Origin of the sequence: Bradyrhizobium japonicum USDA 6, assembly GCF_000284375.1 — a bacterium.
GTDB classification, from domain to species: Bacteria; Pseudomonadota; Alphaproteobacteria; order Rhizobiales; family Xanthobacteraceae; genus Bradyrhizobium; species Bradyrhizobium japonicum.
In genome coordinates this window covers 2,095,924-2,109,735 of sequence record NC_017249.1, presented here as the reverse complement: position 1 = coordinate 2,109,735, position 13,812 = coordinate 2,095,924, and the positions used below count along the sequence as shown (strand labels likewise).

Sequence of the window (13,812 nt, the reverse complement as noted above, 5' to 3'; positions counted from 1 at the left end):
TGAAACGGCGGGCGGATGCATCACGCGGCCTCCTCTTTGCCCTCAATGACAGAATCGATCGCGGGCGGCAGAAAAGCGAGCAGGAAATCGGCGGCTTTCGATGCCGCGCTCGCGGCGCGCACGACGGCGCGATTATCCTCGCGCAGAACCTCCAGCCAGGAACCGATGTAGTCGGCGTGGCGCACGGTCGGCACTATGCCGAGCGAGGCACAAACGAAGGCACCGGCCATTTCGGCGACCAGCTCTTCGCGCGCGTACGATTTTGAGCCGAACGAACCCGAGTGGTCGCGGTTGAGGCGGGACGCATGGCCGGTCCAATGACCGAGTTCATGAAATGCGGTTCGGTGCCAATTGATCGGCTCGAAATATGCAGCCGGCGGCGGCACCTGCACGAAGTCGCCCGTCGTGTTGTAGTAAGCGCGTGCACCGCCGATGCGGAAATCCGCACCGGTCGCGGCGATCAGCGCCTCGGCTCGGGGCTCAATCTGATCTGGCGGGGGCGGGACGACCGAAGCAGCAATCTCCTTGGGCAAGCCATCGCACTGGTCCGTGTTGAAGACCGTAAATCGCTTAAGAAACGCGATGGCACCCGGCTCTTCACCGGCCTCCGCGGCGCGCCGACGTTCGTCGTCCGGGGTGAAGCGATCGGCATAGACGACGGTCGTTCCCCGCTCGCCCTTCCTGACATGGCCGCCAAGCCCGAGCGCCTGGCGAAAAGTGAGCCAGCTCTGTCCGGAAAAACCGTGCTCGATGACAGAACCCCAGAGGATCAGCACGTTAATCCCGGAATATCGGCGTAGCGTGAAAGCGTTGCGCGGCATCGCGAGCGGCGCCTTGATCGCCGAAGTCCCCCATGGCTGAACCCACGGAACACGGCCGGCCTCCAGCTCGGCGATGATCTTGTCGGTGATTTCGGTGTAAAGGCTCGCGCGGTCGTTGCCGGCACGAACTCGGGCGGTATGTCCAGACATCGCGGTCCTCCGCGACGGGCGCCGGAAGCCTCTCCTCCGATCTTCAACCCGGCGCGGCAGACCCGGCCCGCACTCTCACTCTAAGTGACGGTGACGCCGCGCGCCTTTGAGAAGCGGATTCGCGGTCGCGCGGCGTCTTGGCGTCAGGATGAAAGCCCAGCGAGCGGCTCAAGAGCGATCTCACCACTCGTTGGTATCAATTTTGCATTTGTGATATCGTCTCAATGTTGCGCATGTCGATTCACGGCGTGCGCATGTTCACTGAGCCAATTTTTACTGAGGACGACATGGCCAAGAAAGCGAAGAAGGCAAAGAAGACCGCCAAGGCAGCCACCAAGAAGGTGGCAAAGAAGACTTCAAAGAAAAAGAAGTAGTCGTATCCGCGACTGAGAGATTGCCGCCTGCGGGTCGCCGCAACCCGGACGCAAAGCGAACCTGTCCAAAGGATCTGATCTTTGCAGCCGTTTCTCTAGCGCGGCAAGGCAACATAAGGCCGGCCCTTTGTGCAGCTAGCTACTGCATAAAGGTCCGGTTTTTCGTTTCTGCCCGGCGAGGGGCATGATCTGCTCTTGCGCGAAGGATCGATGCCGCCCCACTTTCAGCGAGGGTGACGCCGCAATTCTCTGAGAAAATGGTTTTCGCGGCAGCGCAGCCACCTTCGCATAGGTGACGGAAGCCCGAAGGGCGCGAAGCGAAGGCAAAGGCACCCGGCGCGCGGGGCAGTGATAGCGACGCCGGCATGAAATGACGGCGGGACCCGCGACCGAGTGCAGTCGCGAGACCGGTTAAAAAGGCACCCGAACGAAGGGCAGTGATAGCGACGCCGGAATGAAAATGACGGCGGGACCGAGGGCGAGTGCCTCCGGCGAGCGACTCATGATCGCGCGAGGGATCGAAGCCGGATGGCCGAGACGCCTTGCGGCTCGGTTCACGAGAGATCCTATGCAGCAGGTAAGAGTGCTCCAATAGGCGCTTCTGATTCGCTGACACAGGGAGGTGACCATGAACGGTCAGACCGATTTCACCGTGAAAGTAGAGCCCGAAGGCTTCAAGAATACGCTATTTCTGGCCATGGAGTTGAGCCGCTCGACCTGGCTGGTGGCGACGTTGGCACCGCGGCTTGGCGACAAGATTAGCGTGCATGCGATACCGGGCGGGGACACGAAGCGTTTGCTTGAGCTTATCGGTCGCCTGCGAGCGAAGCTTCAAGACAAGGACGTCAGCCGGGTGCGGACGGTATGCTGCTATGAGGCAGGCTACGACGGGTTCTGGTTGCATAGGGTGCTCGTCAACCACGGCATCGAGAACCACGTCCTCGACCCGGCGAGTCTTCCGATCGATCGTCGCGCCAAGCATATCAAGACAGATAATATCGACGCGAAACGTCTGCTCAGGGCAATTGTTGGCTTCGTGCAAGGCGATCCGCAAAGCTGTCGCGTGGTCCGGGCGCCAACGCCCGAAGAAGAGGATGCGCGGCGCCTCCATCGCGAGCGGCAGCGACTCGTGCGCGAACGTACTGGCCATTTGAACAGAATCAAGGCTCTTTTGATAACGCATGGCATTCGGGCGCTCCGGATCACGGATGGAAAGTGGTGTGAGCGTCTTGACAAGATGCGGACCGGCGATGGTCGGCCGATTCCGGCGCGGCTGAAGATCGAGATCGAGCGCGAATGGAAGCGGCTCAAGGTAGTCGCCGAGCAAGTCCGGGAGGTCGAAGCCGAACGTGACAGGCTCGTCAAAGGGAGCGAACCATCAGGGGACGCTTGCACCGAAAAGTTGCGCCAGCTCGTCAAGCTGCACGGTATCGGCGCCGAGTTTGCCACAGTGCTCACGCGGGAAGTCTTCTATCGACCGTTCCAGAACCGCCGGCAAGTCGCCAGCTATGTCGGCTTGACGCCGGCACCCTACGACAGTGGAGACACCAAACACGACCAGGGAATCAATAAAGCCGGCAACACACGAGCCCGTGTGATCGCCGTGCAAATGGCTTGGCTGTGGCTCAGGTACCAATCGAAAAGCGAACTGTCTCTCTGGTATTACAGGCGTGTCGGAGACCTAAAGGGTCGCGTCCGGCGCATTATGATCATCGCGCTCGCGCGCAAGCTAGTGATCGCTCTCTGGAGATACGTCGAAACCGGCAAGGTTCCGACAGGTGCCAGCTCCAAGATGGATGGGACTCATCTCTCGTACGGCTGATAAGGCCAACCCGGCATCCTCAGTCACACATCCGTCCCGGCATTGGCCCGGAAGCGCGGGCCAAACTCATTTAACCGCCACGAGTATGCAGGATTTTGGTACGAGCCGCTGGCGCTCGACCGGATATAAGTTGATGCGGCTGCCACGGTGCAGCATGCAGGCGGGACAACGGCTCCAGTCCTGATTGTTCGCGTTATGGAAGCAGGCTAGGCGTACGCTGCCGTCTTCTTGGCGGAGCGATCGTGACCCGAATGGGCCGAGACCGCTTGCGGGCTCGGTTGAGCGGTCGCTTGGCCGCGACCCCGCCTGGCGCGGGGGTCGCCCCATCTATTCGACCGCGACTGAGCGCCGTCGAGAAGTATGTCCGCTTTGATCGGAAGTGGAAGTTAACTGAGTGGCAAAAGCGTCTCTATGTGCCGCAGGCCGACATGGGCCACGGCTTCTGCCGTGCCCGCTTCGGGCTCCTATTGTCGCTACTTGATGCTTGACAGCCTGCGCGAGGCTTCAGCTCAGCAATTGACCATATTGCTCGTTGATCGTTTCGTGGCACTCACAGGAGCCTTCGCGTAAACCCTCAACATCCAAGATTTCGATTTTTCCGCGGGTGTACTTGACCATCCCGGCTTCCTGAAGGGTGCGCGCCACTGCAGTCACGCTCGTGCGCCGGACGCCTAGCATCTCAGCCAAAAATTCCTGCGTGAACGGCAGCTGATCGCTCCCCGACAAGTCGCGGGCGCGCAATAACCAGCGGCAAAGCCGGGCATCGACTTCGTGATGTGCCATGCAAGCCGTTGATTGTTGCGCTTGTGCAAACAGGGCCTGCTCATGTCGCATGACCCTGGCAATCAGGGACTCCGATTGCATCGCCGCGCCCCTGAATGCTGCGGGGTCACAAACCATCGCATCGCCGCCCAATTGCACAATGGCCCGGCTCAGAGCGATTTTTCCATCCAGCGCGGACGCCATGCCGATCGCGCCATCCCTGCCTACCATGGCGGCTTCGGTCATTTCACCGGTCGCGAGGGAGACAACAAGGGACACGACGGCGTTGATGGGAAAGTAGACGGCCTTGATCAGGTCGCCGGCTTCATACAGCACCGTCTTTTGCTGCAGATGAGTTGCCTTGAGGTGAGGCCTGAGGGCGGCTGTGTCGCTCGGCGACAGGGCGGCCAAAAATGCGTTGGCGTGCAGCATCTCTGCGCTCCCGTTTGACAGGCGGGAGTGCAAGAACTCTCAGTTACCGACGCCCATGGATCGTGGTCGGCAATGACCAACACTGGCACGAAAAAGGGTCGGGTTCTGTCAGAATATGACTTAGCGGCATCTTTTCTTATTTCAGCGACTGTTGCGTTGGTTGGCGTGGGCGTCCCTGTTCTGGATGCGGTGCACAATTGCGCCTTCTCTTGGTCTCCCTGATCGATGGCGCGGGACGACTCGAAAACGGATACCCATTTTGATTTGAGTCTGACACCGGACAGACGCCATTGCTGCGGGAGATTTAAAAATCGCCGGGAGGCGTTTTGGATAGGGGTTTGCCATGGTCAAGGTGCGCCGGCGTGTCAAACACACATCGACATTTGAAGAGCGATTGGCGGCAGAGGCCAAAAAATTCAGGGAAGCGGCCGAAAGAGAACCGCCTGGCAGCCTGTCACGGGAGCTGCTTCTCCGACGAGCCCGACAGGCCGAGACGGCCGCCCATGTCAGCGATTGGCTGCATTCCCCCGGCTTGCAGACGCCAAAATGAGCGACCGGAAACTGAAAGCGCCTCTGATCGTTCATGCGGCAGATGCCCTTCGACGGGCGCGCAAACTCCCCATCGGGGCCGCTCGCAACGATCTGCGGCAGTTGGCGCAGGGGCTGCTGAAGCTTCACCGGTCGGGCCTCCGTGCCAACGTCGAGATTATCGAAAAACCGACAAAGCATTGAGGCCATCTTAGCGAACAGGGAAACATGAAGGATTACGTCGCCTGCATCGAGAAGCTTCGAAACGACGCAGCCGAGGCTGCGCTGATCCGAGACCTTGCCACCGATCAGGGAAAACGAGACGTGTTCGATCGACTGCATGCTCACCTTAGCCGGCTCGCCGATGAAGTGGAGCATGCCATGAAACAGTTCGGCTCCTCCGAAACTGAAACCCTCCGATAGGATGAGCGGTTTCAATGGCTGACTATCGGGCCTACATCCTTAGCCCGGACGGACACGTCCAGTTCCGTGTTGATCTCGATTGCCCGGACGAGGCGCAAGCCAGAGCAAAGGCAAAGTTGCTGGTGGACGGTTTCGACGTAGAACTCTGGGAACTCGACCGGCTCATCGAACGATTCAAGAGCCCTGACTCGCCCGGCTAGATGGACTGGGCTGAGGAACAACATCAACGCGGCACGCATGTCTTTGCATGACCCGTGACGACGAGTATCGAGAGAAGGCGGCAGAAGCCCAGAAAGAGGCCGACCGGTCAACCAGCGAGATGGATCGGGCCCGGTGGCTGCAGATCGTACAAGGCTGGCTCGGTCTGATCCGCAAGCGGCCGCAGAGCGACGATGCAGACGCAAAGTAGCGTCAGAAATCCCGGCCTTCCGCGGCAAGCGATGTCCGTTGAGGGGCATTCGCGACCGCGGCTCACGCGGTTGCGGTCAATTCACGAAGCGTCGCAACGATTTGCTCTGGGCTGTAGGGCTTTGGCAGGAAGCGACTGCCTTCCGGCAAGTCGTCTTTCCCAACGTTGACGAAGCCGGAGGTCGCGACGATCTTGATCGGCGGCCATCGGCCCCTAACAAATCTGGCGAGCTTGAGGCCATCCATTGAGCCGGGCATTTGGATGTCAGTAAAGACGACGTGAATGTCCGGACGGGTTTCGAGAATTGCAATTGCTTCGTCAGGGTTGCAAGCGTCAATAACGTCGAAACCGGCGTCACTAATCATTTCTGCGGCGTTCATTCGGAGCAAATAGTCATCTTCGACGATAAGAACGACGGGTCACTTGGTCGCGGAAATTCCCACAGCACACCTCATCCCAAGCTATTTAAGTGCGGCGGACCGGATTGGTTCCGAGGGAAAGTGGAGACGGCAAGCTGAACGTGCGCCCTCGACAACATCCAGGGTCCAGCCTGCATATCGCGGGGCGCCGCCACGCATCATGTCTCGCATCATCGCCTTGCCGAAAGCTCGCGCAGCATTGTCGTCGGTCAGAGTGATCTGTCCGGTGGCCTCACGATAGCTTCCATCGGCGTTGCGAACGGAGAAGCAATAAATCAGCATGGCAGACCATAGGCCGTGTGGCTCATTCCGGCTGGTCAATATTGCTCACTTACAAAAAAGGAAGTGCCTATAATCCGCTACTACCCGTTCCGGTATCATTCGCCAGCAGCGGACGATGACAGCCTCCGAGTCCCCGGGGCCGGCCGCCCTTGACTCAGCTCATATAAGCCCGGTGCGGCACTTGCCGCACGCGCCCAAACGAAAGCCAAGAAAACCAAGTTCAGGCACTGGGACCCCTCGCGAACTTTGCTCTGCGCGTCCCTGAAGCATTTAGAAACGTTTTCACAGCTTCTTGCCGTGGCGCCTTCCCTGACCGCAAATGCGGCCTTCAGTGTGCCGTTCACTTCAAGCGTGTAACCTGAAGCGAGCAGTTCGCGGGGCGCATTACACTCCAAAACTCGAGCTCTCACCCTTGCGAATCCCTGCCATGTGCTAGCAGACGGAACGAATAGCGGACAAAATGATTCGCCGTCAGGAGCTATTTCGATGCTGATGAAAAGGGAGCGAAGGCCGGCGATCCGGACTATGCGCGGATGGGCGATTGACGTGCTTCAGAACGCTGGCGCCATCCGCGAATGCCAGGAGCACGGTTGGATGCAGGACCGCGCTGATCCGCATGCATGGGAGCGAGCGATCGATATCGCCCGTGAAGACCCGCCAGCAGGGGTCTCCCCCGATGAAGCGGCAGCCGAGGTTCGCGACGTACTGAACTCGATCGGTGACACCTGCCCGGAATGTCCTCCTGATTAGAAGGACCAGCGCCCTGCATGATGCCACCCCAGTTGCCGGCCTATGCGGGCCGGACTGGCCCCTTCCCGCCCAGCATGCCGAATCTTTTCGGGCCAACGCAGTGGCTGGGCAGAAAAAGTGGCGAGCGTTGCCCTGCGGCCGGTGAAGGCCGGGATTGACGATCAAGCCTTCAGCTCGAACTGGCTGCGCAGATCGGCCCGGGCTGGACCGTGGGCTTGCGCCCGATCCTTCCTCACTTGCCGTTGATCGCGATCCGCTTCACCAGCATGACGGCAGCGATCGCCAAAGCAAACATGCCCAGCACTAGATCGTATGGGTCATCCATCGCTTTCGAAGTCTTGCGATTCTATTCGTACCTCGGCGCATCCGCAGCACGGCGAGCACGTCTGACGGTGACAGGGATGTCTCGCGGACCGTAGGACTGCACATGGCGTAACCGGACCGAACTGCCCCTCTCGCCGCTCCAGGCCTTCGCGCCCTGCTGCAGCCGGTTCGCCCAGCGATGCTCCAGACGGTCGATCACGTGACGAGGTAACTGGATATCGTCCATGCGATCTCTCCTCAAGCTGCCAGCGCCCGCGCCGTTGAGAACCGGCGCTTTGGTGTGCCACCAGGCGGGTTGCGCGGGCCGCCATCGAGTTCACATAACGCCTCAAGGATGACGTCAATGCTTACGGGCGCCTTCAGTCCTTCCGGAGCCCGCAACGCGGGACATGAGGCGATTGCTGAAGCGTCGGAAGCCCAGGAGGCAAGGATCGCCCGCTTCTCGGCCAGCGTCAGATCCGGATGCGATACCACGTCCTTGGGATGCTCGAAGACGGTACCGGGGTGCAGCAGCGCGTGGAAGTCGAAAACGTTGCCGTGGGTGGCGGTCGTCGGCCGCATGTTTTCCTCCATTCTAGACGAGTGTGGGCGGCAGCCCGACACAACGAGGCCGGGCCGCCGCAGGGTATTCGCTCAAGCCGCCTTGGCTTCGATCTGATGGACGTTGCTGCCGTTGATGGCGATCCGCCGCGGCTTCATGGCCTCGGGGATTTCCCGGACCAGCTCGATCTTCAGCAGCCCGTTGTCGAACGAGGCGCTCTTGACCTGGACGTAGTCGGCCAGGTTGAACTGCCGCTTGAAGTGCCGGGTCGAGATGCCACGGTACAGGAACTCGCGCTCGGCCTTTTCGGGCTTGTTGCCTTCGATCGTCACGACGTTCTGCTCGGCCGTGATCGAGATTTCGTCGGGCGAGAAGCCGGCCACCGCCAGCGAGATTTGGTAGCTGTCTTCGCCGAGCCGTTCGATGTTGTAGGGCGGATAGTTGTCCTCGGTCGCGCGCTGGGCGGATTCCGCGAGGTCGAAGAGGCGGTCGAAACCGATGGTCGAACGCCAAAGGGGAGAGAAGTCGTAACTGCGCATAGCCAGATCCTCCAAAGAGCAAAATGGGTACGAGCGGCACCGGACACGACCGGTGCCCGTCTCTGGTTTCCCGGGCCCATCAGGCGCCCGGACCACCCTGCGGTGGCGACTGGAAAATTATAAAAACCGGTTTTGGTTTCAAGGGGTCCGAAAAATTTCCAGCCAGCCCGGGCCGTCTGGTCAACGGGTTTCCGCAGCGCCACAAGCAGCCCCGGGGGATTCGGAGGCGAGACATGAGGCCCGCAAGTCTTTGCCCGTCGTCGACTGACGCGGCGACGTTCGACTTTCTAGGAGGCTTCGCGTGGCACGACCGGTCCGTCGGCTAGTCGCTTTTCGAATCCTACATCCTCTTGAAACAAAATCGCCGCATCCTAGTTTTTGTGCAGCTACGCGCAGCGTGGCGCCGGATGCCTCGTCGGGTCCGGCAGAGGCCATCGGAGAGAACCCCGATGTTGCTCCTATCCATATTGCTCAGAGGAGGATGTGGTTATGAGAACCTACGATCTATCACCCTTCTGGCGTTCGACCATCGGGTTCGACCGCCTCTTAGACCTGGTGAACGACACGGTAGACGACGGCGACACTTACCCGCCGTACGATATCGAGCGCACCAGCGAGGACCAGTACCGGATTTCGCTGGCGCTGGTCGGCTTCACCCCGGACGACGTGGCGATCACCGCAGAGCGCTCGACGCTCACGGTCGAAGGCCGCAAGGCCAACGAGGATGAACGCGACTACCTGTATCGGGGAATCTCCGTCCGGCCCTTCCGGCGCGTATTCAACCTGGCCGACTACGTCCAGGTCAAGGACGCGACGTTCGAAGACGGCCTGCTCAGGATTGCCCTGGCTCGGGAAGTGCCGGAGGCGCTGAAGCCGCGTCAAATCGCGATCGATGTTGCCGGCAACGACCACCAGAAGAGCGGTCGGACGCAGGCGGCCTGACACCGGCTGGCTGCACAGCGAACCGCTTGCGCGGCTTGGTCCGCGCTGCGGACTGCTGGTCGATTGACTGACCAAACCCAAGAAAAGGAGGACCACAAATGGCACTACGCGAACTCATTCCATGGAACAACGGCTCACGCAATGTACCTGCGCGACGCACCGAGGGAGACAACCCGTTTCTCTCGCTGCATCGCGAGATGAATCGGCTATTCGACGACGTATTCCGTAGCGTCGATATCGGCCGGTTCGCCCCACCGGCGACGATGGGGTGGCCCAGCGTCGAGCTCAACGAGACCGACAAGGAAGTGAAGGTTATCGCCGAGCTTCCCGGTATCGAGCAGAAAGACGTCGAGGTCGAACTTGCCGACGGCGTGCTGACGATCAGCGGTGAGAAGAAGAGCGAAACGGAAGACAAGGAGCGTCGCTTCAGCGAGCGCTACTACGGACGTTTCGAGCGGCGCATTCCCGTCAACGACGTCGAGCAGGATAAAGTCGCCGCATCGTTCAAGGACGGAGTCCTCACCGTCACGCTGCCGAAGTTACCTACGGCGGAGCGAAAGGTGAAAAGGATCGCAATCAACGGAAAGTAAGACGAAGCGGACGGGAGCCTCGCTCCCGCCCGCCTGGTTCGAAGGAGGCGTTCATGAACATCGCGCCTTTATCGGCTCATTCGGAGTTTACGGCGCGCCGGCCCGTTGCAGAGGCGCCGGTGACGAAGTCGGTATTTCCGGCGGATGCGCAGGCCGTGATCTACAAGCCTACCCCCTCGCCGATGACTTCGGGACGCGCGCGCGCCCAGCGCTGGACGCTGCGTTTCGAGCGCCGCGGGGCCCCGTTTGTCGAACCCCTGATGGGCTGGACCGGCGACGACGACACCCTTTCGCAGGTCGAGCTTTCGTTCCCGTCCGCCGAAGCCGCCATCGCATATGCGCGTCGCCAAGGTCTGCAATACACGGTGCAAGGCTTCGCGCAGGAATCGAAGCCGCGGCTGGTTTCGGACAATCCCGAGGTTGAGGGCCGAGACGCCAGCCGGCAGCGTCGCCGGCGGCTTGAATGGATCGAGCGGACACTTGGACCGGAGGTGATCCGTCACGGGTTCGGGCCTGGGGCTGAGCCTGCCGAGAGCTACGCAGATCCGAAACACGTGCTGCTGGACAGCAATCTGTCGCCGACCCGAAAACGCGACATCCTGCGGCGCCGGGCTCTTGATGCCTATCAGCTCGAGACGGAGCACTCGAAGGGCAACTTGTTGCCGGGTCCCTCCCGTCTCCAGGAGGTGATCGACGCACTGCTCGATCTCGAGGAGCCGCAGATTACGCCAGCATCCTTCCAGCACGTCGACAGGAAGGCAAGCTGACTTCGATCGCAGTGCGTCGGCCCGCCCAGGGCAAGGCGCCTCGCCTATCTGTGCGAAACAGAGGTAGCGCGATATCATGATACGTTGAAGGATAGCCAGAGCTCGATGTTCATTCGCGTGCGGCATCCGCCATGGCAAAGGAAATCGATTCCTGCGAAAGCAGGCCGACAAAGCCGAGCGACGAACGAGAGTGGCCGCTGATGCAGAAATCTCGGAGAGCCTCTTGAACTTGGCAAAGGCCTATCGCACTCAAGCGGACGTGATGAAGGCGAAAGCAGGAAAAGAAGCGGCTCTGACCCCTGGCTTTCCATAACGCCTACGTCTCCAAAGGACTCCATGCCGCGACTTGCGGGCTTGGCGGCTCAAGCTCCGCCGGTTTCGACCCGTCGGACGAACTCAGAATGAACAGGAGACCGGCGACCAACATGAGACCTGCACACAGCACCGCCAGACCAGCAATCACCAGGTCGCGATAGTCGTCCATGTTCGGCGTTCTTGGCGGGGTTCGACATGGGGCAGACGCCTCAATCCGCAGTCAGCTACGGAGCGAGGGCGATGAATGGATGAGCGCTCCCCGGTTAGCTGGTCGAGCCAAATCCGTCCTTCACCGCGGTTGGCACTCGGACGGTCAGAGTGACAAATATTTTTCAAACACCCCTTGAACGGCGGTTTTTCGGATCCTAGGTCCTTTTCGCCCAGGGGCCGTTTGCTGGCTCCGGTTTTTGAACATCGCTGAACTGACATGGAGGATGTGCATGCATTTCCGCCCACTGCACGACCGCGTGCTGGTGCGCCGCATCGATGCCGAGGAGAAGACCGCCGGCGGCATCATCATTCCCGACACCGCAAAGGAGAAGCCGCAGGAAGGCGAGATCGTCGCCTCGGGTCCCGGCGGCAGAAGCGAGCAAGGCCAGTTGATCCCGATCGACGTCAAGCCGGGAGACCGGGTTTTGTTCGGCAAATGGTCGGGCACCGAAGTGAAGATCGACGGCAAGGACTACTTGATCATGAAGGAGAGCGATCTTCTGGGCGTGGTCGACAAAACCGACTCAGTCAAGAAGGCCGCTTGAGCCGAAGCCGACAGTTATTGAGGACAGAGGAGCAACGAACATGGCTGCAAAGGAGGTGAAATTCTCCACCGACGCCCGTGACCGGGTGCTGCGGGGAGTGGATACGCTGGCGAATGCGGTCAAGGTCACGCTCGGCCCCAAGGGGCGGAACGTCGTGATCGAGAAATCCTTCGGCGCGCCGCGCATCACCAAGGACGGGGTCACCGTCGCCAAGGAAATCGAGCTGGAGGACAAGTTCGAGAACATGGGCGCGCAGATGGTGCGCGAAGTCGCCTCCAAGACGAGCGACCTCGCGGGCGACGGGACAACCACCGCGACCGTGCTGGCCCAGGCCATCGTCAAGGAAGGCGCCAAATCCGTCGCCGCCGGCATGAACCCGATGGATCTCAAGCGCGGCATCGATCTTGCCGTCGAAGCCATCGTCAATGATTTGAAGGCGCACGCCAAGAAAGTCACCACCAACGACGAGATCGCCCAGATCGCGACCATCTCGGCCAATGGCGATATCGAGATCGGCCGCTTTCTTGCCGACGCCATGCAGAAGGTCGGTAACGATGGGGTTATCACCGTGGAGGAAGCCAAGAGCCTCGATACCGAACTCGAGGTGGTCGAAGGCATGCAGTTCGATCGCGGCTACGTGTCGCCATACTTCGTCACCAATACCGAGAAGATGCGGGTCGAGTTCGAAGACCCCTACATCCTGATCCATGAGAAGAAGCTGTCGACCCTGCAGTCCATGCTGCCGCTGCTCGAAGCCGTCGTGCAGTCCGGCAAGCCGCTGCTCGTCGTTGCCGAGGATGTGGAAGGCGAAGCGCTCGCGACCCTCGTCGTCAACCGGCTGCGGGGCGGGTTGAAGGTCGCCGCCGTGAAGGCGCCGGGCTTCGGCGATCGCCGCAAGGCCATGCTGGAGGACATCGCGGTCCTGACCGGTGGCCAGGCAATCTCGGAAGATCTCGGCATCAAGCTCGAGAACGTCACGCTCAAGATGCTCGGCCGCGCCAAGAAGGTCGTCATCGACAAGGAGAACACGACCATCGTCAACGGTGCGGGGTCCAAGAAGGACATCGAGGCCCGCGTCGCCCAGATCAAGATGCAGATCGAAGAAACCACCTCCGACTACGACCGCGAGAAACTGCAGGAGCGGCTTGCGAAGCTGGCCGGCGGCGTCGCCGTGATCCGCGTCGGCGGCGCGACCGAAGTCGAGGTCAAGGAGCGCAAGGATCGCGTCGACGACGCGATGCACGCGACCAGGGCGGCGGTCGAGGAAGGTATCTTGCCGGGCGGCGGCGTTGCGCTGCTGCGCGCCTTGAAGGCGCTCGATGGCATCAAGATCGCGGATGCCGACCAGAAGGCCGGCGTCGACATCGTGCGCCGCGCCATCCAGGTGCCGGCACGGCAGATCGTGCAGAACGCCGGCGAAGACGGCTCGCTAGTAGTCGGTAAGCTGCTTGAGAACTCCAGCTACAACTGGGGTTTCAATGCCGCCACCGGCGAGTACCAAGACCTGGCGAAGGCAGGGGTGATCGATCCGGCCAAGGTCGTTCGCACCGCGTTGCAGGATGCGGCTTCCGTAGCGGCGCTGCTGATCACCACCGAAGCGCTGGTCGCCGAAAAGCCGAAGAAGTCCGAGCCGGGGCCCGCCGCGCCGCCGATGGACTTCTGAGCAAGACCGAGCCCGGCCGCCACCGGCCGGGCTCCCTAACCACTGACCAAAAGAGAAAGGAAACGCACAGCACAAGGAGACTCAGATGAGCACACGCATGCAATCTCGATCGCGCAAGAGCGGGGCGACTGTAATGCATTGGCTCATGTTCGCCCTCAGCCTTCTCACGATCGCATGGACCAGTTTTTCAACGATGGGAGGATG

At 60.8% G+C, this 13,812-nt stretch carries 19 protein-coding genes; 10 read left to right on the top strand and 9 right to left on the bottom strand.

Annotated elements, in window-relative coordinates; all coding sequences use genetic code 11:
- Positions 1-20: 20 nt before the first annotated feature.
- Complete coding sequence (locus tag BJ6T_RS09895; protein WP_014492198.1) at positions 21-971, bottom strand: ArdC family protein; 951 nt, start codon at positions 969-971, stop codon at positions 21-23.
- 224 nt (positions 972-1,195) lie between these two features.
- On the opposite strand from BJ6T_RS09895, the gene BJ6T_RS47075 reads away from it, so the two are divergent.
- Together BJ6T_RS47075 and BJ6T_RS09890 are read left to right on the top strand one after the other, a co-directional pair.
- On the top strand, positions 1,196-1,345 hold the full coding sequence (locus BJ6T_RS47075) for a hypothetical protein (RefSeq protein WP_014492197.1): 150 nt from the start codon (positions 1,196-1,198) through the stop codon (positions 1,343-1,345).
- Positions 1,346-1,973: 628 nt separating this feature from the next.
- Entirely contained in the window at positions 1,974-3,167 is a 1,194-nt protein-coding gene (locus tag BJ6T_RS09890; RefSeq protein WP_014492196.1) for an IS110 family RNA-guided transposase, read from the top strand.
- A 504-nt stretch (positions 3,168-3,671) separates the two neighbouring features.
- On the opposite strand, the gene BJ6T_RS09885 is transcribed toward BJ6T_RS09890, so the two are convergent.
- Both BJ6T_RS09885 and BJ6T_RS49355 read right to left on the bottom strand, forming a co-directional pair.
- Positions 3,672-4,361 carry a Crp/Fnr family transcriptional regulator gene (locus BJ6T_RS09885; RefSeq protein WP_014492194.1) on the bottom strand — a complete coding sequence of 230 codons (690 nt, stop codon included), beginning with the start codon at positions 4,359-4,361 and terminating at the stop codon, positions 3,672-3,674.
- A 141-nt stretch (positions 4,362-4,502) separates the two neighbouring features.
- Positions 4,503-5,327, bottom strand: coding sequence for a hypothetical protein (locus tag BJ6T_RS49355; RefSeq protein ID WP_155256726.1), 825 nt, complete (start codon positions 5,325-5,327; stop codon positions 4,503-4,505).
- Here BJ6T_RS49355 and BJ6T_RS43165 point away from each other — a divergent pair.
- A complete protein-coding gene (locus tag BJ6T_RS43165; protein ID WP_014492191.1) occupies positions 5,327-5,512 on the top strand; it encodes a hypothetical protein in 186 nt (61 codons plus the stop codon). The genes BJ6T_RS49355 and BJ6T_RS43165 overlap by 1 nt on opposite strands.
- 47 nt (positions 5,513-5,559) lie before the next feature.
- A complete protein-coding gene (locus tag BJ6T_RS47065) occupies positions 5,560-5,721 on the top strand; it encodes a hypothetical protein (protein WP_014492190.1) in 162 nt (53 codons plus the stop codon).
- Between the two features lie 62 nt (positions 5,722-5,783).
- Here BJ6T_RS47065 and BJ6T_RS09865 read toward each other — a convergent pair whose 3' ends face one another.
- Complete coding sequence (locus BJ6T_RS09865; RefSeq protein ID WP_028169855.1) at positions 5,784-6,128, bottom strand: response regulator; 345 nt, start codon at positions 6,126-6,128, stop codon at positions 5,784-5,786.
- A 54-nt stretch (positions 6,129-6,182) separates the two neighbouring features.
- A complete protein-coding gene (locus BJ6T_RS49580) occupies positions 6,183-6,422 on the bottom strand; it encodes a DUF6894 family protein (protein WP_014492188.1) in 240 nt (79 codons plus the stop codon).
- A 486-nt stretch (positions 6,423-6,908) separates the two neighbouring features.
- On the opposite strand from BJ6T_RS49580, the gene BJ6T_RS09860 reads away from it, so the two are divergent.
- The gene (locus BJ6T_RS09860) at positions 6,909-7,172 is read left to right on the top strand and encodes a hypothetical protein (protein WP_014492187.1); all 264 of its coding nucleotides are present in this window, start codon (positions 6,909-6,911) and stop codon (positions 7,170-7,172) included.
- A 346-nt stretch (positions 7,173-7,518) separates the two neighbouring features.
- On the opposite strand, the gene BJ6T_RS45415 is transcribed toward BJ6T_RS09860, so the two are convergent.
- The 3 genes from BJ6T_RS45415 to hspD all read right to left on the bottom strand — a co-directional run bounded on the left by BJ6T_RS45415 (position 7,519) and on the right by hspD (position 8,576).
- On the bottom strand, positions 7,519-7,722 hold the full coding sequence (locus BJ6T_RS45415; protein ID WP_014492186.1) for a hypothetical protein: 204 nt from the start codon (positions 7,720-7,722) through the stop codon (positions 7,519-7,521).
- Between the two features lie 11 nt (positions 7,723-7,733).
- Positions 7,734-8,057, bottom strand: a complete 324-nt coding sequence (locus BJ6T_RS09855) for a hypothetical protein (protein WP_014492185.1) — start codon at positions 8,055-8,057, stop codon at positions 7,734-7,736.
- 72 nt (positions 8,058-8,129) lie between these two features.
- The gene (hspD, locus tag BJ6T_RS09850) at positions 8,130-8,576 is read right to left on the bottom strand and encodes a small heat shock protein HspD (protein WP_014492184.1); all 447 of its coding nucleotides are present in this window, start codon (positions 8,574-8,576) and stop codon (positions 8,130-8,132) included.
- A 489-nt stretch (positions 8,577-9,065) separates the two neighbouring features.
- Here hspD and hspE point away from each other — a divergent pair, with 489 nt between their 5' ends.
- The 3 genes from hspE (at position 9,066) to BJ6T_RS09835 (ending at position 10,875) form a co-directional block, all read left to right on the top strand.
- Positions 9,066-9,518, top strand: a complete 453-nt coding sequence (hspE, locus tag BJ6T_RS09845; RefSeq protein WP_014492182.1) for a small heat shock protein HspE — start codon at positions 9,066-9,068, stop codon at positions 9,516-9,518.
- Between the two features lie 98 nt (positions 9,519-9,616).
- Entirely contained in the window at positions 9,617-10,108 is a 492-nt protein-coding gene (locus BJ6T_RS09840; RefSeq protein ID WP_014492181.1) for an Hsp20/alpha crystallin family protein, read from the top strand.
- 53 nt (positions 10,109-10,161) lie between these two features.
- Positions 10,162-10,875 carry an ETC complex I subunit gene (locus BJ6T_RS09835; protein ID WP_014492180.1) on the top strand — a complete coding sequence of 238 codons (714 nt, stop codon included), beginning with the start codon at positions 10,162-10,164 and terminating at the stop codon, positions 10,873-10,875.
- Positions 10,876-11,191: 316 nt separating this feature from the next.
- Here the strand turns inward: BJ6T_RS09835 and BJ6T_RS45410 are convergent, their stop codons facing one another.
- Positions 11,192-11,359: a hypothetical protein gene (locus BJ6T_RS45410; protein WP_014492179.1), complete on the bottom strand. Its 168-nt coding sequence runs from the start codon at positions 11,357-11,359 to the stop codon at positions 11,192-11,194.
- Between the two features lie 271 nt (positions 11,360-11,630).
- Here BJ6T_RS45410 and groES point away from each other — a divergent pair, with 271 nt between their 5' ends.
- Complete coding sequence (gene groES, locus BJ6T_RS09830; RefSeq protein ID WP_014492178.1) at positions 11,631-11,945, top strand: co-chaperone GroES; 315 nt, start codon at positions 11,631-11,633, stop codon at positions 11,943-11,945.
- Positions 11,946-11,985: 40 nt separating this feature from the next.
- Entirely contained in the window at positions 11,986-13,608 is a 1,623-nt protein-coding gene (gene groL / locus BJ6T_RS09825) for a chaperonin GroEL (RefSeq protein WP_014492177.1), read from the top strand.
- Positions 13,609-13,812 lie beyond the last annotated feature (204 nt).